The sequence below is a fragment of the Rhodocytophaga aerolata genome (assembly GCF_030503435.1).
In the GTDB taxonomy this organism is placed as follows: Bacteria; Bacteroidota; Bacteroidia; order Cytophagales; family 172606-1; genus Rhodocytophaga; species Rhodocytophaga aerolata.
On record NZ_JAUKPO010000001.1, the window covers coordinates 83,653 to 106,588 of the forward strand.

The following is a 22,936-nucleotide window of genomic DNA, read 5'->3' on the forward strand; positions in this document are numbered from 1 at the left end:
AAGGGCTTGGTTGGCATTAGGATGTATCCTGATGTATATACCTACACAGGCAGAGAGCCTTTCAGGATATTATTTGCGCTTCCTGCGCAATGAAAGTATTTTCCAGTCATTGGTAAGCCTGGTGTATGTATTTTGTGGCATCCTGAGTTTCTACAACCTTGCTTTGGCTTTTCAGAAATTTGCCGATGGAGATGCCCATGCCGGAGCGAATGCCAGGAACTGGTGTCTTTCTCTGCTCTTAATTGCTGCATGTACTTTTTTTCTAAGCACTTTAATGGCTGACTCTAACTCAATCGCAAAAATCAATTTAGGAGATGCCTTGCGGCAAGTAACCGGAAGTATGAATAGCACCTTTGATGTGATAAGTCAGCTGGTATATGTCACCTGTGGTATTATAGGTTTGATGGTGCTTCCTGGAAAATTCCGGGCACTCCAGGAAGGACACCGGCATGCTGGCCGTTCCATTACTAGCTGGGGGTTGGGACTCGTATCTGTGGTTTCAATCGTGTTCATTATTCACCAAGTCTTTTTCCAATAATGCTTTTACAAACCATTATTAGCGAGTTTAGCTCCCGATTTGTTCAGACAGAGAGAGCTAACATGGTGCAGCTAGTTACACTACTATCTTATATCGCAGCATTGGTGATGGCCGTCCGTATGGTACGGATGCTGCAACGGGGAGATCAAGGGTTCAATGCATCACTTTGGAGATGGTGTATGGGTATCCTATTTACTATTCTTTTTCCAAACTTTCTCAGCACCGTACTATTACGCCAGCAAGTAAGCGAGGTAATCATGGATGCACCCGCTACACCTGTAAAAGGTGAAAATTCTGGTTACCTAGAAGATGTTGCGATACAGGAATGGGTAAGCAATACAGAGGCAGAAAAACAAAATCAGCCTGCTCTATCACCAGGCAACGGCAATTATGAAGGATCAGAATTAGGCGGCACTATTAATAATCCGAATGCAAAGCCTGAAAACTTTGGAGAAGATCTGCAAATCTCAAATCAGTAAGTAGACTATGGGAGAGTTATTTAAAATTCAAAATGATCTGTTATTTACCTGCAAACTCATCACATTTATCGCCTTGATGATTGCCGGGCTAACTATTGCTATTAAACTGTATCAGGGACAGGAAGTGGATGAACGACTGTTCAACTGGTTTAAGGGAATAGCTATTGTACTTGGTTTCTCTTATATGTTAGGTGCTTTTATCAGGTAGTGTTATGCCACAATATGAAGTCATCCGGGGCGCGGATAATGAGATCGAATTTCAAGGACTGAAAGGCAAGTATGTATATTACCTGTTTGGAGGCCTTGCCGGAGTAGTACTAATAGGATTATTATTCTTTCTTATACTACCCTCCTCTACTCTTGCAGGACTATTAACACTAAGTGGAGCAGCAGGTGTCTTCTATTTGTCATTTCAATGGAATAAAAAGTACGGCCGCTGGGGAATGGAAAAGCAAAAAATTCAAAAGCAAATACCAGATTTTATAGTAATGAGCCGTCCCTACACACTTATCAGGAAAAAAAATGCCTAATCCTAAACGCAAAATTGACGAAGTATTTCCTATTCTATCTATTGAAGAAGGAATTATTGTGGGGAAAAATGGGGATCTTACAGTTGCCTTTGAACTAGCTATGCCGGAAGTATTCACTACCTCTACGGCTGATTATGACCGCATGCACAGTGTATTTTCCCGGGCACTTGGGGCAATAGAAACTAATATCATCTTACACAAGCAGGATTGGTATCTGGTAGAAAAATATGAAGCGCAATACGAGCGATACCCAGACAGTGTAGCCATATTAGGCCGAAGTGATGAACGTAGTTTTGCTGAACGCGAATATATTCGCCACCGCTGTTTGCTATTCGTCACCCGCCCTATGGATGTTGTGCTGAAAAAGAAGAGCAGTCACTCTTCCCTCCTGTCTCCCCGGCTTATTCCTAGAGAAGTAATTGATTCTGCCTACAAACAACAGCTATTGGAAATTGCTGAGCAGTTTGTCCGGACATTAGAGGAATCTAAGCTTTTTAAGGTAAAACGACTGCAGGAAAATGAACTGGACTATCAGCTGACAAAGGAGAGTATTTATCAAAATTATTTCTCTCTATCATCTGATGACTTATCTCTGACAGATATTGAAATGGATGGAGATTTCAGGGTAAACGGGCAGTTTTGTGGTATCACAGCTATAGGAGAATTGGATGAGTTTCCAGTACAATTAAGCAATAGTTCTCCAATAGAGAAATACCAGGTAGGTAAGCATATATTACCAGGAAGCCTAGGTTATCGGGTGGGCTTGAGCCTGCCATTCAACCATATCTACAATCAGATTTTCTATATTGATAACAGCCCGAAATTACTAAAGCAGCTGGAAGGCGAAGCCCGCCGGATGACTAGCTTTTCCCTGCAAAGCCGCCAAAACATTGTGAATCTGGAACTGAAAGAGCAATTCATACAAAAGGCTTTAGAGACTGGAGAGAAAGTTATTAGGGTCCATGCGAATGTGCTCACCTGGCATGCCGACCGTGAAAAGATGCTAACTCAACGGTCCATGGTTAATGCCGGATTCTCACGGATGGGATTCACTCCACGACAAGCTGTAAGTGACGCCCCGGTATTGTACTGGTCTTGTATTCCAGGGAATAGTGCTGAAATTGGCAAAGATAATCTGGCCATGTGTTTTGCACCTGAAGGTGCTTGCCTTCTGGCACTAGAAAATAATTATGGGGATAAATCTTATAATAACCTGGGGGTAAAACTTACGGACCGTACTGGTAGACCTGTATGTGTAGATATTTTCATCGAACCCCGTAACAAAGGAATTATTGATAACCGGAATGCCTTGCTAGTAGGGCCATCCGGGTCCGGTAAATCTTTTCTAACTAACCTGATGCTTTATCATCTGCTGGAGCAAAAGACAGATGTGATTATGGTAGATACTGGCCATTCTTATAAAAGACTTTGTGCCTTAATGGGTGGCGTATATGTGAGCTTTGATAAAGATAAGCCGCTAGAATTTAATCCTTTCTATTTCGACACAAAGAAGCTTTCTGCTGAGGAAGTAGATGAAAGCAAACAAAATGTGGTAGCTCTGCTTTTATCTCTCTGGAAATCAGAAGTGGAAGCCATTTCTAAATCAGAAGAGGTAGGAATTGAGAACCTGGTTAATGCATATTATATGTATTTAGCCGGCAATGAAGCATACGTCTATCCTTGTTTCAACAGCTTCTTTGAGTTCTTTACAGAGCAGTACCTCCCAAAACTAGAACAGTTCAATATACGTGAGAAGGATATAGATCTGCATAATTTCAGGTTTGTGATGGCAAGATTCTATAAAGATGCTTACCTGGGATATTTGCTCAATGCAGGTCCGGATAACCAGATCAATCGCTTACTGGACGAACGTTTTGTAGTATTTGAGATGGATAATATTAAGGATAATCCTACCCTGCACACAGTTACGACGATTGCTATTATGACGCTGTATGTTCGCAAGTTAATGCGGAAGAATTCTGTTTTTAATATGCTCGTCATTGAAGAAGCCTGGCGTTTAGTAGGTGATCCCCGGTTTGCTAAGTTCCTCAAATGGGTAGCCAAAACAGCACGAAAGCATTTTGGTAGTCTGGTGAGTGTAACACAGGAACCTACCGATCTGATGTCTCCCCTGGTACAGGATGCCATAATCAAGAACAGTGCAATTAAAATTTTACTGGATTTTTCTTCCTACAAAAACCAATCACGCATGGTGCAGGAAATCCTGGGCTTATCTGATGAAGAGACAGCTCTATTGATGTCAGTAAACCAGGGAAGAGATCCGGACCGCAAATACAAAGAAGTATTTATTTCCTGGAATGGCTATGCCAAAGTATATGGAGTAGAGGTAGGCAAAGAATCGTATGCAGCTTATACAACAGAAAAATCAGAAGTTAGAGCAATAGAAGATTTGCAGAAGAAATATGGCAGTATTGAAAGAGCTATTGTTAGTTTTGCTAGAGGAGAGCATTTGTCCTCCCATAAAGAAATTAACTAATGGTTTTACTTAAAATTTAAATGCATGAGAGTTATTTGTTTTCACTTACTGATGTTTTTATTATTTGCTTGCGAAAGTAAGAATCAGCCTTCTTCCCAAGGCAAAGGTAATTTGGAGACCTCTACTGAAGGTACACAAACGGCACAGAACTCACAAAACACCCTTGGTGAAGGTGCAAACAAGTTCAAAGGTGATTATAAGGCTAAAGATAATGAACGCATCACCTCTACTATCCGCGACTATCCAGGCAAGCCAGAACTATTAGCATTCACTCTGAAGATTGGTTCACGAGAACCTGGGACTATAGGTTTCTGGTACGATGAAGCCCAAGATGCTCTTTCAAGTAAGAAAGCAGATGAGCAAAGGAACTTCTCCACCTTACGCCTGGATGAATCGGGAAATCAGCTCATGGAAGTACATCATGACTGGAAAAATAATACCATGGACACCACTATTTATATACGCACCCAGTAACTATGGATACCACCATATATGATGCACTAAATAATTCCTTTGTACATGCGTATGAAGGAGCCAAGGGATTCCTGCAGCTGGGCGCCTTTAATGCGGCTGCCAGAGCCATAGGTATGATCGGAGCTACCATCTATATTTTCTCCCGTATCTGGGGACCTATTGCGATGGGCGAACCCATAAATTTTTTCCCCTTGATGCGGCCGTTTGTGCTGCTTATTGCCATCATATTCTCTAATCCGCTTTGTAATTCCCTTGAATTGATTTTCAAAGATATTGACCGTATATCTACCCTGGATTACCATATGAGTACATCCAGGGCTAAGATAGACCAGGCCATTGTCTTAAGGGAGAAAGAATATCTAAAGTATGTTCAACTACGGGAGCAAATGCAGACAGATCGCTACCTGGATGCTTTCAAAAATGAGGACGGCTCACTTAATGTAGGTTCCTCCATAGATCCATTAGGTACGCTAGGAGGTGTGTTTATGCAGAATATGACAGATGATGCCATTGATGGAATGCAGGAAACTTTTGTAAAAATGATGGTCTATATTTTCGATGGAGCTGGGCTCATAGGCTATTTTCTGATCACCCTCTTATCTCTGTTCCTGACAAATATTTTAACTTTTGTTGCACCCCTTGCCTTTGCTTTTGCCATTTTTGATGGCTTTGCCAATAATGCCGCTGAGTGGTTTGCCAAATATATTAATGCGAAGCTGATGATTTTGATCTGCAAGGCATACACCATTTTCACGTATTATTTAGAGCAGCCTTTTATAGCTAATTCATTAGAATGGGCTACCGGCCGGACAGCGCTGTATATCACTGTCGTCTTTGTATCTGTCATCGGTTACTTCTTTGTACCCACTATGGCAAATATGGCTCTATCTGTTGGTGGATTTGGACCTTCTGCCTCTATTGCCGGACAGCGTACGATTGCCCTTAAAAATTTGGTAACGAATACTGCCATGGGTGCAGGAAGACTGGTAACAGCCCCATTGAAAGCAATGGGTAAATTGATCTAAAACTAATGAAACAAATGGAATCTCTTCGAAACATCGACACTGCTTTTCAGAAAATTCGAGTACATGCGCTGGCAACTGTATTAGCTTCCTTAGGCTTCAGTATAGCCGTATGCTGGTGGGCATTTGACTATGCCAATACGGCTTCTAAGAGAATATATCTGCTGAACAATGGAGCTGCCACAGATGCACTGGCCTCTTCAGTCCATGCCAATCGGGAAGCAGAAGCCAAACACCATGTCCGGTATTACCATGACCTGATTTTCAATATATCCCCTGATCCACGCTCCATTGATTATAATGCGCAAAGGGCATGGTACCTGGGAGATGGCAGTATTAAGCTGCCATATGAGCAAAATAAAGAAAACAACTTTTATAATCAACTGATTGGCGGCAATATGCGGCAGGAATTTCGGGAAGACAGTATCAGAGTGAACATGAAAACCATACCTTACAAAGCGGTTATTTATGGTAAAGTCACCATTACCCGGTCCAGCTCCAGACTTACTAAAACGCTGGTTACTTCATGTGAGTTAGTGGATGTGAACCGGTCGGATAACAATTCTAACGGCTTTTTGATGCAGAATTTTACCATACTGGAGAATAAAAAGCTTTCTTCTGAGTCAAGGTAATATATTTTTTATTCATAAAGTAGTCGAGTAACGACTATATTAAGCAATTTAACAAATCAATTAATCTCATGTCATCTCAACCTATCACACAAAAGCTTTACTTCGCAAGGCGCTGTAATGGCTTGCACAAATGCTTGTTAATACTATTGCTCTGCACCTGTTTATCAACCTATAGTTTCTCACAATTTGTCGTTACTGACTTTTACAATGGGGTCATAAATACTGTCTCCCAGGTAATTCAATCTGCCTCTAAAATCATCAATAGTGAAGCTTTTAAACAGGCTAAGAAGGCATTAGAAAAGCTTAAAGAGATAGAAGGAGGTGTGCAGCAATTCCGGCGTATTCAGGAAACCGTAGAATTTATCCAAAGTTCCACACAAAGCTACAAACAGGCACTTAGCATCATTACCGAGGACCGCCACTTTGCACCTAACGAAATTGCTTCTTTTTATTCTGGATTAGAGAAACTTGCTAAGCAAGATGCCAAATTACTAGATGATCTGAGTGCTGGCATCAAAGCAAATGTGGTGGAAATGAATAGTGCAGAACGGATGCAATTCATCATGAAGATACACGGAGATGCGGCCGCATCAGCAGCCAGATTGAAGGCGTTTGTGGGTGGTATTGAATATCTTTCTCTGAGGAGATGCCGGACCAAAAAAGATCAACTAGCCACCATGCAGTTATATGCTATGTCCCGCAATGCTAACTTTAACGGGACTGTCAGTCAGGTGGACTTTGGCAATTATGAAAGAAGTGAGATAGATATTGAGCAGCTTGAGAAAGACGGCCGCAATGCAGCCGGAAATGCTACTAAAGAGCAAATGGAATGGCTAACCGACCCCAATAATCCGCAGGCAAAAGAAAATGCTATTAAGAACTTGCTGAATGATCCCATGCCACAGCGGCCAAATCCTCCCGGGAAAAAAGCTTCTGAGGAAGAAGTGCAACGTTTTTTTGAATTAAACCACTATTACAATGATCGCCTGGAAAACTGGCAGACCAATCACCAGAAGGATCTGCAGGTACTAGGGACAGACAAAGCCAATTTTGTCATGAGTAAACCTCCTACCCTTACGGATAAGGAGTGGATGGAGGTAATCGTAAATAAGCTCCGCAAAGGACAATTATAGAAAACCATCTCTTATGAAACCCTCCAGCAGAATTACCCAACTAGCCTTGCAGATCTGGAACAGAATCATAATACTAGTTGCCCAATGTCTAAACAACTGGCAAAGTAAAGTTAGCACCAAAACCCGCAACCGGTGGGTGCTCTCTATCATAGGCATATTACTGATGTATAGTTTTTTCTCACTGATTGTACTATTCTTCTAAACCTATCTATCATGCAAGAACAAAAAGGATTGGCAGCCATTATCACAGAAATTATCAATAAGCCTTATTCAAGTGTTGCCCTGATGGGAGCAATAGGTTTAATAGGAATATCATCCGGCTTTATCACCTATCAGGAGTCAACGGAGCAAACGGTAATATCGCAGACATTGGATACAGCACTACCAGCCATGTCTAAAAAGGTGTTTAAGAACAATAAATACGATAATGCTTCCTTAACTTCTTCAGAGGACGAGCAAGATGCTATTACTCTCCCTGATTTGTCAGCGGAAGAAGAAGAGCCTAGAACTTTACCAAGTGAGCAGAGCAGGAAAAGTGTAGATAAAGGATTTTCTTCCAATGAAGATGTTTCCTATCGGGTTAAGGCCAGTTCTCAAACACCTTCTAGCTGGCAAAGCCGAAGCCAGGTGCGGTCACATTTTAATCAACGGCTAGATGAGCGAACAAAAGATAATGAGCAAACCATTTTGCAGATGACTGCACCGGCTCCTTTATCAGCAGAAGAACTGGCAGACCGTAGAACCAAGGAAGAATCACTGGCAAAGGCTGCTCAATTAGAGCAGATGGCAATAGAAGGATTAGAAAGAGTACATAATGGTCCTGTACAGATGGCAGGCAATGATCCATCAAGAAGCCTATCTGGTAATTCACAGAACATAAATTCAGTTAGCAGTACCTATCTTACCAGCAATGGATCTTCTCTTCCGCCTGCTCAGGTTACCCTTGCCAATTTGGATGAGTATGTAGCTATTCCGGATGGCAGACAGCTTCAAAATTCATTTTATGGACTGAAGGGAGAAAGAAAACAGCCAGAAATGATTTCTTCAAAACCTGTTCCTAATGCTATTGAGGCAGTTATTCATGGGGATGCTGATCAGGTAACGGTGACCAACGGCTCTACTATTAAACTGCGCTTGTTACAGGATATACAAGTGGGCACGTATCTTCTACAACGCAACTCGCTGCTTTCAGGTGAATGTATGATCAGTGGAGAACGTGTACAGGTCTTTCTTACTTCTGTGCGAGTGAACAGCAGCATCATTCCGATTAAAATGCGGGTGTATGATATAGATGGCCATTCAGGCATTTATGTACCAGACTTAGCCGTAAAAAACCAGCTTGCCCAGACAGGAGCTCAAACAGTGACCGGCGGTTCCTTAAATATGCCCTATATGATTCCTAGTGGTGGAAGTATGGCTGAAATGCTGGTAGGCCAGACCGCAGTTCAGGGAGCAAACCTGGCGGTAAATGGCATCCGGACCCTGGCAGCAAAAAAGATCAGCCAGCAGAAAGTCACTATCCGGCCTAACTATAGAGTATACCTCAAACAAGATCAAAACTAAATCATGAGAATTATCCTTATTACTTCTTTTTTAGGCTCGTTGTGGCTACCGCTTCCTGCACAGCAGCAGTATAGACCTGCTCCTCTTTTAGATACCATAGCTTCAAAAGATTCCATTGTTCAAGCAGCTTCTTCAAGCAGGTCTCCCTCAATTCTGCTCCCAATTTCGGAAAAAGCGGTAAGGGCTAGCTATCCTCTGGAAACATCTTATAATAAAACCACCCATATCATTTTCCCATCCAGGATCATCTATGTAGATATTGGATCAGATGGAGTAATTGCAGATAAGGCTCAACCATCAGATAATGTATTACGCATCAAAGCCAACAGGAAAGGATTTGACCAAACTACCCTTGTGGTCATTACAGAAGAGGGTAAATATTATCCTTTTCTGGTAGATTATCAGGATAATCCTCAGTTACTCAATATCAATATGGCTGGTAATGCAGAGCAAGATGCATTCTATGCGCATCAAATGGGCTTACTAAGATCTAATACTCCAGAAGGCATCACATTAGCCGAACATAGTTTATCTGCTGATGAGATGATAGATCTCTCAGAGAAGATTATCCATCGCAAACGCTTTATCCGCAATGTAGGTACTATGAAAATGCGTATGTCTTTTTTACTCACTGGCGTGTATGTCTATCAAAAGACTTTATTTCTGCAGATTACTTTTGAAAACCGATCAGAAATTGACTATGACATCGACTTCTTTAAGTTCTTTCTCAAAGACCGGGATGTGAATAAACGAATGGCCTATCAGGAAACTGAAATTTCTACTTTCAATCAGTATCCTGCTGCAAATACGAAAGTACCTCATCAGGGGAGTTTAACGCTTGTATTTGCTATGCCAATGGTAACCTATGGCGAAGATAAAGTAATGGAGGTGCAGGTATATGAAAACAAGGGTGGGCGCCATTTACGATTTGAACTGGACTCTGATGTAATTATCCGTGCGAAGAGCTTATGAGATACGTATTGTTATTCCTGTGTTGCTGCCTGCTATCCTCAGCAGGAGCACAAATTCATCAGGCAGGTCAACGGTTTATAGAAGTTGGTGGAGGGTTGACAAATAGAATGCAACTAATAAAACCCGCTAATTCTGGTTATAGGCTGAAGGCAAGCCTTGGGAAATATGGTAAAAAAGAAGGCTCATATCAGCTAGATCTGATAACGCAAAAGAAATATTATCAGCCAAATGAAAAGTTAACTGCTGTGAATCAATATTTCCTGGGTGGCACTTTTTCACCAAAAGCCTTTTCAACAACTGACAGGCAATTTTATATACATCCTGCTTTAGGTATTCTAATAGGCTACGAGGCAACACGTTCTGAGGAAGCCTTTTCTTCGGACACAGTTGCCGTGAATCCCAATAAGTTTTTGGTAGGCGTTAGCGGAGGACTAAATGGCGAATGGAATATGACTAGCCAGATGGCCTTTCTTGTATTTGCAAGAGTTAACTATTTACCTTCTTCCGCAATTGAACATTTTCATTTCCACTATGGAATAGGTATCCGGTTTAATTACTTCAAAAACTAATTCGATTTTTTAATTCTCTTACCTCTTTTATCACTCATCCGTTTCCAGCGGCTTCTGGATACTCAAAGCTATGTTTACATCTGAACCTATCTCACAACAAACACCCTCTTTTCCAACTACTGAAACGGCTCCTGATAGAATTCAATCCTGCGATTCGGCATCTGCTATCGTAAAAAAATCTGCTGACAGTCTTCACATTGGTAGATGCATGCAGCTGATCTGGAATGAGGTAGATAGGCTAACCGTATTAGGCGTTATCCGAACAGAAGAGGACAAATGGTTTTTTGCTTACCGCAAAGCTATACGTATTCTTTCAGGCGATGAGTAGCTAATCGAGCGGAATAGGAAAAGTTTAACATGCATTAAAAGTCTATTTCCATTCCCTCTCGAGCGAAAAAAGAATTGGGAAACAAGGCTTGACACTGCTTTTCCTGCTCTAAAAGAAAATTGTCGTCATGCGAAGGATCATGATGGAATAGGGCTAGTCTTTCCACATTGGCCTGCTGAGCTACGTGAACGGCCTGTAACCAGCTGCTGTGGCCCCATCCCCGATGCATCTGCAATTCTTCGGGTGTATATTGAGCATCATGAATTAACAAATCTGCCTCATGAGCCAAGGCTACCACCCTGGGGTCAATTTTCTCTCCATGTTCTACATCTGTGCAGTAAACCAGGGTTTTGCCTCCATACTCAAACCGGTATCCATAGGAATGTCCAGGATGATTTAACGGGCAAGCCGTTACCTTAGCCCCCCATTCGGTAATACTGCTTTCCTGCTCAGGCTCCCAAAAGCGAATGCAGGCACTCAATTTTTTTAGATCCACAGGAAAATATTCAAAACGCATTTGATTAGAAAAGATCCTTCTCAGATTACGCTCTAGTCCATAACGGTTGCTTAAGTAAATATCGAGGGTATAACTTTCCAGAAAAGCAGGTTTAAAGAAAGGGAAGCCCTGTATATGATCCCAATGGGTATGAGAAAGAATAATTGGTAGACTTTTTTGCGTCAAAGGGGAAACAAGCAGCTCTTCTCCTAGTTTTCTCATGCCACTTCCTGCATCTAGTATGGCTTTTTGGCCATTATCAAAGGTAACCAGCAAGCAGGCAGTATTCCCCCCAAAAAGCATGTAGTTTTTCTCCGGAACTGGAATGGAGCCTCTTGTACCATAGAACTTTACCCGCATAGATAGCAGTAGGAAGGTTTGATAAAGGTAACTTACTAATAATCCAAGTTAGAGGCAAATCAGTATGTACTGCATACCAATAATTTACGTTACCAGTAAATGCAATAGCGTTCAAGAGTGATTTTACGCCTCCACTTCTACCCTTTCTCCTTCTACAATGGCAATTTCTTCCTCCATCAAGCCATATAATTCATACACCATCTGGTCTATTTCTTGCTCCAGAAGGGCAGTATCTGCTTGGGGATTAGCTCTTTTTGATTCAAGGATTTGATTGACTTTGCTTTCAATAAGGTTTCTAACTTCTGTTGAGGGTTCTGCTATTGGTAGTTGTGACAGGTAAACTGGTTTGTATTCGTAGAATCCTCCTTGTTTTGTAGCACCTATCTGTTTGAAATAGAAATCTACTGCTTTACTATTTAGCACTCCTAGAAGATACATATCCTCTGTAGGAATGATTGTAGTTTTGTCATTACTATAATATTTCTCTTTATCATAGCTATAAGAGGCGCGTTGTACAATTGCTGGAACAATTATTTTGGGAGTATCAAACTCATTATAATAATCAACAGCATCCTGAATTTCATACCATTTATAACTGCCCGGTTTTCTACCTGCACCTTCCATTCCTTTTTGACGAGGTGTAAGATCATCTTTAAACTTAGATAAATGCTTTAATATTGCAGGATATTGTCCCATGTTAATACCTCGCCTGGCAAATATTAAATACTTTTCACTTCTTGGCTGAGTATATCTTTTAACGTCTCTTCCTGCCAAAAAAGGTTTGATCAAATCAGCACTGTTGGCATCTTCTTCTATTAAGTGCTTTTTTGTAACCTCATCAATTATAAACGCTTCATTCAACCCTGTTTTAATACCATAATAAATTTTACCATTTACATATTTTCCCAAAGGTGTGCCTGTTGCTTTCAATTTATCTAATATTTTACTTACTCCGGAATTACTTAAAGACCAGCCTTCATCCTTTAATGCGGCAATATTTATATGAAAAGCTTTTTCTTCGATAGTCTTTCCTATTCCATTTTCAAATTTCAGAGAAGTAAGCAATGCCGCTTGTGCAGGAACCTGTGTATTTACTTTGGATATGTTTAATATTAATGGATATGTAGTGGCTTCTTCGAAAACAGGTAAATCACCGAAATCTATTAACTGCCTAAACTGATAATTTTTCAACCAAATTCTTAAGGCTTTGCCATACCCCGCACGCAACCATTTATTTGGTAAGATATAAACAAAATTACCCCCGGGTTTCAGCAATTGTATTCCTCTTTCTACAAAATATATATATAAATCAGCTGTTCCTGCATAAGTTTGAAAGTGTTTCTGAAGGTATACTTTAAAATCTCCCAGTTCCTCCTGCCGGATATATGGCGGATTGCCAATTACCACATCGAAGCCCTCATAATTTCCATTTTCGTCCAAAACTTCCGGAAATTCAAAACGCCACTCAAAGGCTCCCTCATATATCCGGTTGGCTTCTATGGTACTTTTTTCTTCTTCCAGACTATCCAATATTTCAATTAGAACTGTTTCAGCATTCTCTATAGCGAACTTTTGATTACTTCTTTTTAACAACCCTTCTGCTTGCAGCTTATTTTTGATGGCAGTGAACGTTTTTTCATTTAAATTCTTCTCACCAAAAATATTCTCCCCTTTGATATTTTCAATTGTACCTCTCACAAACGCCATTCTGCTTATCAATGGATCTTTTTTGCTAATAGAAGTCCTGAACTGATCTTTAATTTCTTTAATAAAAGCCAAAAGTTCTCCTTTGGCCTCTTTGGAGTTGGTTTCTTTGTAATTCTGTACGGCTAAGCGGTAATTTTTTAGGCTGAATTTCTGCTTTTTAAATACCTCACTCAAGTCTTCGTCCAGGGCAAAGCGGCTGAGCAGGGAGTTGCCTTGCTTGATGTTAATATCAATATTGGGCAGTGTATGTAGTTCTTTATAATTGCTTTCGGAAGTGTAATACGCATTCTTCAGCAGTTCTATCCATAACCGCAGCCGGCATATTTTCACTGAATTAGGGTTAATATCTACCCCAAACAGGCAATTTTCAATCATGTGTTGCTTTTCGCGGAACAAGGTTTCCTGCAACAGGTGTTTCTCCGGCGATACATTGTTAGATTTATTCACGGTGTATTCAAACAAATCGCCATGGCTATCTGTCACCACCAGTTCATCGTTGGCTACACTGATGCTATCGTAACGGAGCAGTTTTCCCTGGCTATCTGTTAAAATATGCAGATCCGCTTTAATGGCAATCAGTTCGTTCAGTGCAGACACCAGAAAATGCCCAGAGCCAACAGCCGGGTCACAAATATGCAGGTTGTTAATTAGCTCATTGGCTTCTTTGAGGGAGACCTTCTGCCTGTATAGGCTATCATTCACTTCTTCTATAGTATCACAGTTCCATCCATACTTGGCGTTAAACTTCTGTACGACGGCTCGCCGCAAGGTTTCGCGGCACATATACATGGTAATAAATCCGGGTGTGTAAAAAGAGCCGTCTTTGTAGCCGTTAATTTTCTCAAAGATCAGCCCCAGCACCGAAGCCGTAATCAGCGTTTTATTCTCTTCCTGCACCTCCCCTTTCCCTTCTGCCCCAAAATCATACGCATCCAGAAAGCGCAGCAAATACGGCAATACTGAAGGAAACTCTGCATTTTTTAATGCTTTGCCCCCTTCATTTTTTAGCACCGTTCCACTATACACCGGCATAGCTACATGGTCATCCAGGCTATTAATGCGGATGCCTTCGTCTTCCAGGTCGGTAATCTCAAACAATGAGCTGTTCAGATACGGCACATGCCCATAGCGGCTTTGAATACTGGCTGTACGTTCACTTGGTTTCAAAGCCAGTACCTGAAAGAAGAGTTTATTCAATTCATCAAAATCGTTAATGGTTTGTTCTTTCAGGAACCGGTAGTGTACATCTTTGTGGTGATAGCGGTACAGCTGTGCCTCTAGCAACTTGAGAAAAAGTATGCGGTTTATCCAGGTAATACAAAGCTCCAGGGCCATATTCTGTGCTATTTCCTGCTGCGTATTTCCGTATTTACGCGGATTGATAAGCCGGCCTATTCTCCCTTCTACTTTTAGCATCAGCAGTGTATTCTCGTAGAGGGAGCCTAGATCTGGCTTAGCTTTGGGCCGGATGAGTTTTTTGCCGCCGTCTTTTATTTCTTCCAATCCAATAATGTGCAGCAGTTCCTGGTAAAACTTATTATCGAGGGTATTGCTGTCATTAGCAAACGATTCTTTGAGTAAATGTGGCGGAGAAAATACTTTATAAACTGTGAGAAAAGAAGTTTCTGATAATGTGAGAGATGAGTACAAATCAACATAGGTAGCAGGCAAACTGTCGGCACTTTGTTTAAGCACATCACCAATATACTCATAGATTAGATCCGTATTTTTGCTTACCAGCTTTCCGGTACTCCAGTCCTGGTAGGCTTTTTTCAATGCTGTGTTTTTATGAAATACGGACTCAAAATCGGCGGCATTGAAAATATACCACTCGTAAATATTGGTAATAATGATGTATTTGAGCTCGGTGTTTTTGCCTTCTATCCGCTCCCGTAAATAATATAACACCGCCTCATGCATGGCTTTGCGGTTAATATCCGCCTGGCTGATCATTTCTGCTTTGTTACCAGGGCGTTTCACTTCCATCAGCACAGCCGCCGTATTCTGTGCCGTTGGCCCATGATGGATCACCAGGTCAGCTCTCCCTCTAGTATTTATTTCGTAGCGGTCTTTATAATAGGTATCCTTGAGAAAGTCTTTGACCAGGTTTTTCAGGTGTTCTTCTGACTCTTGCCGTTCAATGGCCTGCTTTGCTTTGTGGAGGAACTGCGAAAGGTTTGCTTTAAACAGGTCTAGCTGAGCACGTTCTACTTTGGTTTTAAGATAAGCTTTGTTTAATGATTGTTTGGGAGATTGTACTTGTATATGCATAGGTAAAAGCATCCGGTGAATGAGGCTTTAAAATACACATTTTTTATTGGTATGAAAGGACAATTGTTGGCTGGAAATTTACTTGGCTAATTTATCAAAGCAGTACATACTTCGTATTAAATGCCTTCAATTTCCCTTTCAGCAAACAGTTGCGTAAGGGGGCAGGATTTCAGCAATAGAATACGATAGGATTTTCCATCAGCTATATGCCGGTTTTCTATTGCCCAAAATCCAGTTGAACCAATTAGGTGAGCATCAATGATTAGCCACCTAGTTTGGTATTTCTCTGAAATCTTCTGATCTAATGTACCAATGAACTATCAAATGTTTTACTTTCTCGAACTATGCAATTGGAAGTGGAAGATACAATAAACTTGCAGAGCTAGCAGGTAAAAAAGGTATTTGCACAGCTTCTGGTGACATACATTTTCAGGAGAATCTGATTGCAGCAGCATATGTCACGAAAAACATACTTTTTATTTTTCAGTGTTTGTGCAACCAATTGCAGTATTTAATCGGATGATTAGGGTTTTGTTCCTAGTTATCTTTACATAGTTTATTTTTTACTATTTTTTCTGACAGCTATGGAATCGAGATATGCTTTGACAGCTATATATTTAAAAACTCCTTACTTAGCCTATGCCGGCTATATTCAAGAAATACCAGAAATAGATGCTGTCCATTATTCGTTGGAGGAAGTCAAAAGGGAGATAGAATCTAAATTAGATCATTGGAAATCTGAGACAGGAATAGACTATCGTTTAATGGAAGAAAACAGAAATTTTTAAACTTACCTGCTACTCTGATACAGGAAATTCAATATGGAAAGTGGTGCCTGCATTTTCCTGGCTCTCCAGGTAAATCTCCCCTTCATTTAAGTCAATGATCCGCTTGACTAAATACATGCCGACGCCTCTTCCTGCTATCTCTGGATTAAATCGTTTGAAGATCATGAATACTTTGTCCTGATCTTCTTTTTTGATGCCGATGCCATTATCTGAAAAACTTAAATGTATCTTATTCTGCTTCAAGTTGGAGCAAATCCGGATAATTAGGGGTCTATCTTTTGAACGGAATTTTAAGGCATTGGAAAATAAATTGTACACTAAGCTTTTGGCATGTCTTTTTGGGATAGGAAGGAAAGCAACCCCCAAACCCACCTGTATGCTAGCATTTGTTTCTTGTATTAGCTTATGATGTGCCACCTTCACTTCTTCTATCACATCTACTAAATTGATATGCTCCGCTTTCTCACCTGAATGAATCTCGGTAACCGTAGTTAAGTCCTGGAGTGTAGTTTGTAAATCAACGATAGATTTATGAAGTAATTCCATATATAAAGCAACGCCCTCTTGTTGACCCTTAATCTCCTCTTGTAAGAAATTTAACAAGCTTTCAATATGGTTTATAGGTGCTCGCAGGTCATGCGATGCAGTAAAGACAAAGCTATCCAGATCAACATTCCGATGGGCAAGCCTTGTATTTGTTAACTCTAGTTCTTTGCGCTCAGTAATATCCATCGCTGTTCCAGTGAACTTTCCATTGACCATTTTAGCTCTTGACCATATATGCTTTAGCTTCCCATTCGGTAGACAAAGTTTATATTCCACTGTATGAGACTGCTCACTGCTAAATACCTTATTTACATTATCTAAAAATCTTTCTCTGTCTTCTTCATGAATCAAATTATCTATTAGCGTAGTAGTTAGTTTAACAGAGGGATCGATCTCAAATATTTGATACATCTGCTCAGTCCAGTAAATTTCACCCTGCTCGTTAAGTTGAAAAGTACCTATTTGAGCGATCTGTTGGCTTTCCAAGAGCAACGCTCCACTTCTGAGCAAAGTGGCTTCTTTTTCCTTTTGTTCGGTAATATCATCTGAGCTAATAATTAATCCATCTCCAAATCTAACGCCTCTTTCCCGAAACCAATTGTTAAATCCATCCTGGCTATAGTGATATTCTATCTGATATGGTTCACCTGTCTGCGTAGTATATACCCAACGTTGAAAGTTTTCATTTCCAAAGATAGAAGGAAATAACTCAGATACCCTTTTGCCTACCTCTATTACCCCATTTAGAGAAGGGTAGATGTCAATGGCTCGTTGGTTAAATAGCTGCCAAGTAAAATCCACTATCTTATTTTCTTGATTGCGAAGTGCTTTGAGTACGACAATTGCAGTTAAAGAAGCATCTAAGATCCCTTGCATTAACTCCTTTGGTGAATTGTTTGCTAACATGAAGTTTTTTAAATTAAATGCTGATTATCTAACACTTTTACTTAAATGCCAACAGTGGTTTTCCATTATCTATAGCACTTGTCAGGAAATGGCAATAAATATGCTAATAATATTGATATTTACTAATTTAAAATCTAGAATAAATTACAATTTTGTGCTGTATTTATACAGATTTACAACAGTAGCATCAAATTGGCTTTTATTTAATTTATAGGGTGAGTATATTTAACTTCTAAGTATGCACTCATGTCGAACATCAAAGCGTTTAACCGGGTATTAATCATTGACGATGATTCTACCAGCGTGTATCTGACAAAAATCACATTAGAAGAGATGGACTTGGCCGAGCAAATCCTAAGGGCTAAGAATGGCCAAGAGGGACTTGCCCAGATAAAGCAGTATTGCTTAAATGAACAGGCAGCCTCAATAGAGTGTCCAGACTTGATTTTGCTCGATATAAATATGCCTGTCATGAATGGCTTTGAATTGCTAGATGAACTACAGCAATTAAGTCAAACGAGTCATATGCAAATCAAAGTTGTTGCCCTCTCTACTTCTTTTAATCCTCGGGATATAGAAAAAATAAGAAGCTTTGCAATAACAGATTATCTTGAGAAGCCCATTACAGAAGATAAAATACTTTCTTTAGTACATGCATCTTATAGGCGGATTTAAACACATAGCTCATCTGCACCTTCTTCTACCTATTTGCGTAGGAAATAGGTAGAAGAAGGTGCAGAAATAATCAAATCTGAGTGGAGCTACTGGTGTACAATTAAATCTGTATGGCAAACACAGATTTTTTAAACTAACCGGAAAGAAGAACAGACAAGGTTACAGAATCACTTGCGGAAGAATGAGCAAAATCTCAAAGTTAGCCAGGAGAAGCTGCAAACCATAGATGCTTTACTCAACTATCAACTAGCGAAAAATCTATCGACCCTAGATAAGTAAACAAGTCAGCTTAGTATTTTTACTTAATTCCTACCGAGTTTATTGAACATAAGTATATTAATTCCTAGTTAATGCAAATAAAAAACATGAACTTTCATCCGGGGGAAATTTAATAGTAAAAAGGAGGCAACTAGCGAACAACAATTAGACACCGTTCCATTCTATTCCAAAGGCTAATTTTTACCAGGTAAAAAAAAGTCAATAGATGCTTCTGTTTAACCTTTAAAGAAAAGCCTGATGAAAAAAATAAAGAATTTACTGGTGGTAGATGATGACTTGGTGAGCAGCTTTGTAATTAGCTCAACCCTAGAAGATATGGCTGTGGCAGACAAAGTTTCTACAGTATTTAATGGAAAGCAAGCGCTTGATTTTTTAGAACAAAACTGCATCCATGAGAAGGCTGAGGAGTTTTGTCCTGCCTTTATCTTGCTTGATTTGAATATGCCAGTGATGGATGGCTTTGAATTTTTAGAAGCGTTTGGGCAAACATTCTCTAAATATGCGGATAAAATCACTATTTGTATCCTCAGTTCTTCTTCGGCAAGAAAGGATAAGGTAAAAGCCCTTAATTATCCCATCTCAGGATTTATTACTAAACCGCTTACCGAGGAAAAGCTAAAGCCCATTTTAGAAATCATCTAATATAAAGCTTTCTGTCTTTTCCAGACTTGCCTTGGTTCTTACCCTTCGATAGGAAACTCAATATAGAAAGTGGTATATAAAAAAATCATACACTAATGGAGTCAAATTTAATCAAAATCCCACTTCTCCATCTGCTTCACTTTTAATTCATTCACTACTTTGGCATAAATCTGTGTGGTTTTTAGCTGGGTATGACCAAGAATGTTAGAAATTACTTCCAGGCTGATTCCAAGAATAAGTGAATTAATAGCAAATGAATGCCTGGAGCAGTGAAAGGAGATGTATTTATTAATTTTTTGCATAGCGATAACTTCCCGTACATCATTATTCACCCGGCTATTGCTCTGCTTGAGTTTCCTGCTAAAAATTCCATTGTTTCCTAGTAAATCCACCTCTGCTAAAGCTGGTGTATGCTCCACTCCTGCCCTTTTCAGCATCAAGCGTACAACCCGGTTGCTTAATGGAATTTCCACCGGTTTACGCGTCTTTTTCATTTGCATGGATATAAAATACCTGTTCCCTGTCTGTTTCAGATACAATGCATTCAGACGGCCTACATCCGAAAACCGCAGACCAGTATAGCAGGCAACCAAAAAGTAGAACAACGTATTCTGAAGTTTTTCCGACAGCGTATTGGAGTCATAAAGGTTATGCAAGCTCTCTACCTCTTTCAACGTCAAGTATTCCTTCACAGCTTCCTCAGAAGGAATTTCAAAATCTTTGAAAGGATAATTTTTAGTGAGTCCTTTCTTGATGGCAATATTTAAGAACTTGCGGATCATTACAAAATCACTTTTCATGGTATTAGGCTCATTGCCCTTCTCTACCAGGTAGTATTGATACTTTTGTAAAAAATCGAAATTGAGTTGTTGGATAGTCAGACCCGGATGATAGTTATCGAGTTTCTCCAGCTGATATTTTGTGGTTTTATAATAGGTATAAACGATTGTACTTTTGGAAGCCTCTAATTCCTGCCTACAAAAATCTACAAAGAGCAACTTTCCATCGCTTTCATAGGCACTTATAATCCCATCGTGGGTAATGGCTCTGCCCTCATGCTGAAAATCTATTATTATTTTTTCTATCAATGCCAGCTTTGCACCCAAGTAGGCATTCAGCTTCATTATATTTGCGTCGCCCCTGGTAACTCTACCAGAATTATTATCAAAGTTATTCGGATTAATATATCTACCAGTTAATATCAGCTTTGGCTTACTGTTTATTCTTAGCACTATATAAATAGGTGCGGTACCATCTGGTTTAACTCTACTTTTTTTGCAATATAATTTAGCGGATACACTCATTTTTTATAATTGGCCAGGTCTCACATAGGTCTCAACATTTAAGATTGAGTGTCTAAAAGTATGCCTTTTCGCTATAAAAAACAATGATGGGAAAACGACTCAGGAAGGACTAAAAAACAAAAAACCGCTTAATTTGCGAAATTTAGCGGTTTTTTCAGAGCCCCCAGTCGGAATCGAACCAACGACCTACTGATTACAAGTCAGTTGCTCTACCAGCTGAGCTATGGAGGCTTCTTTTAATATTTTGCTTGATTGTTTATCAAAGCGAGTGCAAAAATACAGGCTCAATTAACTTTTCCAAAACAATTTGAAAAAATTATTTACCGGCTATTCATTTTCGTGGATTAACTGGATCTGTCTTTTTAAGGTATTATACTCTTGCTGAGCCGCTTCTATCTTCTGATTAAACTCTTCTTTTAATTTAGTAGCAGTTTTAGAATTGGCAAAAAACTCCATATTATTCTTCCATAAAGCAATATCATTCTCAATCTGCGACAAACGTTTACGCATTGAAGCTTCCTTTTTATGCAGTTGCTTCATCGCTTTGGGGTTTGTACGGGAAGCATTCATTTCTACAGAAAGTTGTATTTTGTCTTTATCCCGGTCAGATAGTTGCTTGCTTTGCTGCAAAAATTGCTGAATGGCATCTGAGTAACGTTTCTGAATGCTATGCATATGTTTACGTGGTACAAAACCAGTATTCTGCCATTCACTGCGTAATTGTTCCAAAGATTTCACATCAGCTTCACCGCTTGCTGCCATCTTCTCTATGGCTTCACATATCTGCACCTTTTTCTCATAATTAACTTCGTACTGCCTTTCTACCTGGTTGCGCTGTCCTCTGCGTTTGTCGAAAAATGCATCACAGGCAGACTTGAAGCGGTCGAATATATGATTACGCTGCTTTTCTGGCACAGGTCCTATGTCTTTCCACTCTTGCTGTAAGTGTTTTACCTGCTCTGCAGCCTGTTCCAGGTCTACTTCTTCATTGCTATTCAAGGCTTCTACCCGCTCACACAGTTCTGTCTTCTTTTGCAGATTTTCCTCCCGGTAGGCTTCCAGGTTTTTAAAAAACTCGTTTTTATTATGAAAAAAAGTTTTGAAAGCAGCCCAGAAACGTTTGTTTACGTCTTTAGCCTTTTCTTTTGGCACAGGCCCTACAGATTCCCATTGTTTTTGCAGTTCCAGAATCTCTTTGGTTTTGTCGTTCCAGTCAGAGATTTTAGAAGAATTAAATGAAGTAAACTGCTCGGCCTTTTCACTCAAAGTCGTTTTTACTTGCAGGTGATTTTGCATCTCCTTTTTGCTGACTTCCAACTGCTCGCGGCGCTTGTTGTAGATCACATCTGAAGCAGCTTTAAATCGTTGCCAGAGGGCTTCCTGCTCCTCTTTCGGTACCGGCCCTACATGCTTGTATTCTTCATGCAGATCATTCAATTCTTTTATCACCTGGCTGGAAGGCGCTTGCTCAGCTAGTTTTTCGGCTTTCTCGCAGATCTCCTGCTTTAAGGTCAGGTTCTTTTTTCTGTCTAGTTCTTTTAGCTCGAAATAAATGCTGCGGTTACTATAAAACAACTCGATCAGGGCGTTATAGTTTGCCCACAGATTTTTCGCTTGGGCAGCCGGAACCGGCCCAATGGTTTTCCACTCATCCTGAATCTGCTTCAGCGCAGCTATACTGGCTGTGGTTTCTTCAGCATCTGTTAGTTGCCTTAATTTATCGAGTAGCGCATTTTTGGCTTGCAGGTTCTTTTCTTTTTCGCGTTCTGAATCCTGCAATTGTTTTGCTTTTTTCTCCTTCAGCTGGCGGTAAGCCTGCTCAAAACGGTGCGTTACTTCATCTGCTTTATAGTCGAAATCGTCTTGCTCTCCTCCTTCAGCAATAAATTTTTCCAGAGCCTCGCCTCTTTCTTTGTCTTTTATTTCATCAAATACAGGCTTTATCTGCCGGAGTATAGCATCTACTTTTTTATAATCCTGTTCCTTCAGCAAACCTTCTGCTGTATGCATGAGTTCTTCTTTGGAAAGATGAGAATAATCTACGGACTCTTCTACCTCTGCTTCCATCTCCTGCTCATGCCCTTCATGTTCCTCTTCCAATGTGTCAGGCTGCTGATGTTTCCGTAAAATTTCTTCTTCCGTATGTTCTTTTTCAGTATTCATTATTTGCCCTATTACTGTCCTACAATACTATGAATATTACAAAATTAATAAAATTCACTTAC

Annotated in this window: 22 protein-coding genes and 1 tRNA gene; 17 read left to right on the forward strand and 6 right to left on the reverse strand. The window is 40.1% G+C overall.

The genetic code is table 11. The features are described from left to right. Positions 1-31 precede the first annotated feature (31 nt). From Q0590_RS00315 to Q0590_RS00380, 14 genes are all read left to right on the forward strand, one after another. Positions 32-538, forward strand: a complete 507-nt coding sequence (locus Q0590_RS00315; RefSeq protein ID WP_302035471.1) for a hypothetical protein — start codon at positions 32-34, stop codon at positions 536-538. Beyond that, a complete protein-coding gene (locus Q0590_RS00320; RefSeq protein WP_302035472.1) occupies positions 538-1,017 on the forward strand; it encodes a hypothetical protein in 480 nt (159 codons plus the stop codon). The genes Q0590_RS00315 and Q0590_RS00320 overlap by 1 nt, the downstream gene beginning before the upstream one ends. Before the next feature lie 7 nt (positions 1,018-1,024). Beyond that, a complete protein-coding gene (locus Q0590_RS00325) occupies positions 1,025-1,225 on the forward strand; it encodes a hypothetical protein (RefSeq protein ID WP_302035473.1) in 201 nt (66 codons plus the stop codon). 4 nt (positions 1,226-1,229) lie between these two features. Further along, positions 1,230-1,547 carry a DUF4133 domain-containing protein gene (locus tag Q0590_RS00330; protein ID WP_302035474.1) on the forward strand — a complete coding sequence of 106 codons (318 nt, stop codon included), beginning with the start codon at positions 1,230-1,232 and terminating at the stop codon, positions 1,545-1,547. Next, complete coding sequence (locus Q0590_RS00335) at positions 1,540-4,044, forward strand: TraG family conjugative transposon ATPase (protein ID WP_302035475.1); 2,505 nt, start codon at positions 1,540-1,542, stop codon at positions 4,042-4,044. The genes Q0590_RS00330 and Q0590_RS00335 overlap by 8 nt, the downstream gene beginning before the upstream one ends. A gap of 51 nt (positions 4,045-4,095) precedes the next feature. Then, entirely contained in the window at positions 4,096-4,518 is a 423-nt protein-coding gene (locus Q0590_RS00340) for a hypothetical protein (RefSeq protein ID WP_302035476.1), read from the forward strand. Between the two features lie 2 nt (positions 4,519-4,520). Beyond that, on the forward strand, positions 4,521-5,543 hold the full coding sequence (locus Q0590_RS00345; protein ID WP_302035477.1) for a TraJ family protein: 1,023 nt from the start codon (positions 4,521-4,523) through the stop codon (positions 5,541-5,543). A gap of 14 nt (positions 5,544-5,557) precedes the next feature. After that, on the forward strand, positions 5,558-6,172 hold the full coding sequence (gene traK, locus Q0590_RS00350; RefSeq protein ID WP_302035478.1) for a conjugative transposon protein TraK: 615 nt from the start codon (positions 5,558-5,560) through the stop codon (positions 6,170-6,172). Positions 6,173-6,240: 68 nt separating this feature from the next. Further along, positions 6,241-7,305, forward strand: a complete 1,065-nt coding sequence (locus tag Q0590_RS00355; RefSeq protein WP_302035479.1) for a hypothetical protein — start codon at positions 6,241-6,243, stop codon at positions 7,303-7,305. Between the two features lie 13 nt (positions 7,306-7,318). After that, positions 7,319-7,507 carry a hypothetical protein gene (locus Q0590_RS00360; protein WP_302035480.1) on the forward strand — a complete coding sequence of 63 codons (189 nt, stop codon included), beginning with the start codon at positions 7,319-7,321 and terminating at the stop codon, positions 7,505-7,507. An 11-nt stretch (positions 7,508-7,518) separates the two neighbouring features. Further along, positions 7,519-8,868 carry a conjugative transposon protein TraM gene (gene traM, locus Q0590_RS00365; protein WP_302035481.1) on the forward strand — a complete coding sequence of 450 codons (1,350 nt, stop codon included), beginning with the start codon at positions 7,519-7,521 and terminating at the stop codon, positions 8,866-8,868. A gap of 3 nt (positions 8,869-8,871) precedes the next feature. Beyond that, a complete protein-coding gene (gene traN / locus Q0590_RS00370) occupies positions 8,872-9,840 on the forward strand; it encodes a conjugative transposon protein TraN (protein ID WP_302035482.1) in 969 nt (322 codons plus the stop codon). Continuing rightward, entirely contained in the window at positions 9,837-10,409 is a 573-nt protein-coding gene (locus Q0590_RS00375) for a conjugal transfer protein TraO (protein ID WP_302035483.1), read from the forward strand. Before traN ends, Q0590_RS00375 begins: the two co-directional genes overlap by 4 nt. Before the next feature lie 70 nt (positions 10,410-10,479). After that, a complete protein-coding gene (locus Q0590_RS00380) occupies positions 10,480-10,737 on the forward strand; it encodes a hypothetical protein (protein WP_302035484.1) in 258 nt (85 codons plus the stop codon). Positions 10,738-10,771: 34 nt separating this feature from the next. Here the strand turns inward: Q0590_RS00380 and Q0590_RS00385 are convergent, their stop codons facing one another. Continuing rightward, positions 10,772-11,593: an MBL fold metallo-hydrolase gene (locus Q0590_RS00385; protein WP_302035485.1), complete on the reverse strand. Its 822-nt coding sequence runs from the start codon at positions 11,591-11,593 to the stop codon at positions 10,772-10,774. Between the two features lie 123 nt (positions 11,594-11,716). Next, positions 11,717-15,571 carry a class I SAM-dependent DNA methyltransferase gene (locus tag Q0590_RS00390; RefSeq protein ID WP_302035486.1) on the reverse strand — a complete coding sequence of 1,285 codons (3,855 nt, stop codon included), beginning with the start codon at positions 15,569-15,571 and terminating at the stop codon, positions 11,717-11,719. Positions 15,572-16,155: 584 nt separating this feature from the next. Here Q0590_RS00390 and Q0590_RS00395 point away from each other — a divergent pair. Beyond that, positions 16,156-16,359, forward strand: a complete 204-nt coding sequence (locus tag Q0590_RS00395) for a hypothetical protein (protein WP_302035487.1) — start codon at positions 16,156-16,158, stop codon at positions 16,357-16,359. 9 nt (positions 16,360-16,368) lie between these two features. Here Q0590_RS00395 and Q0590_RS00400 read toward each other — a convergent pair whose 3' ends face one another. Then, on the reverse strand, positions 16,369-17,811 hold the full coding sequence (locus Q0590_RS00400) for a sensor histidine kinase (protein ID WP_302035488.1): 1,443 nt from the start codon (positions 17,809-17,811) through the stop codon (positions 16,369-16,371). Between the two features lie 246 nt (positions 17,812-18,057). Here Q0590_RS00400 and Q0590_RS00405 point away from each other — a divergent pair, with 246 nt between their 5' ends. Both Q0590_RS00405 and Q0590_RS00410 read left to right on the forward strand, forming a co-directional pair. Further along, positions 18,058-18,486, forward strand: coding sequence for a response regulator (locus Q0590_RS00405; RefSeq protein WP_302035489.1), 429 nt, complete (start codon positions 18,058-18,060; stop codon positions 18,484-18,486). Positions 18,487-19,002: 516 nt separating this feature from the next. Next, the gene (locus Q0590_RS00410; RefSeq protein ID WP_302035490.1) at positions 19,003-19,407 is read left to right on the forward strand and encodes a response regulator; all 405 of its coding nucleotides are present in this window, start codon (positions 19,003-19,005) and stop codon (positions 19,405-19,407) included. 107 nt (positions 19,408-19,514) lie between these two features. On the opposite strand, the gene Q0590_RS00415 is transcribed toward Q0590_RS00410, so the two are convergent. From Q0590_RS00415 to Q0590_RS00425, 3 genes are all read right to left on the reverse strand, one after another. Continuing rightward, the gene (locus Q0590_RS00415; protein ID WP_302035491.1) at positions 19,515-20,711 is read right to left on the reverse strand and encodes a site-specific integrase; all 1,197 of its coding nucleotides are present in this window, start codon (positions 20,709-20,711) and stop codon (positions 19,515-19,517) included. 158 nt (positions 20,712-20,869) lie between these two features. Further along, positions 20,870-20,942 (reverse strand) — tRNA-Thr (locus tag Q0590_RS00420). Between the two features lie 96 nt (positions 20,943-21,038). Further along, on the reverse strand, positions 21,039-22,874 hold the full coding sequence (locus Q0590_RS00425; RefSeq protein WP_302035492.1) for a DUF349 domain-containing protein: 1,836 nt from the start codon (positions 22,872-22,874) through the stop codon (positions 21,039-21,041). Positions 22,875-22,936 lie beyond the last annotated feature (62 nt).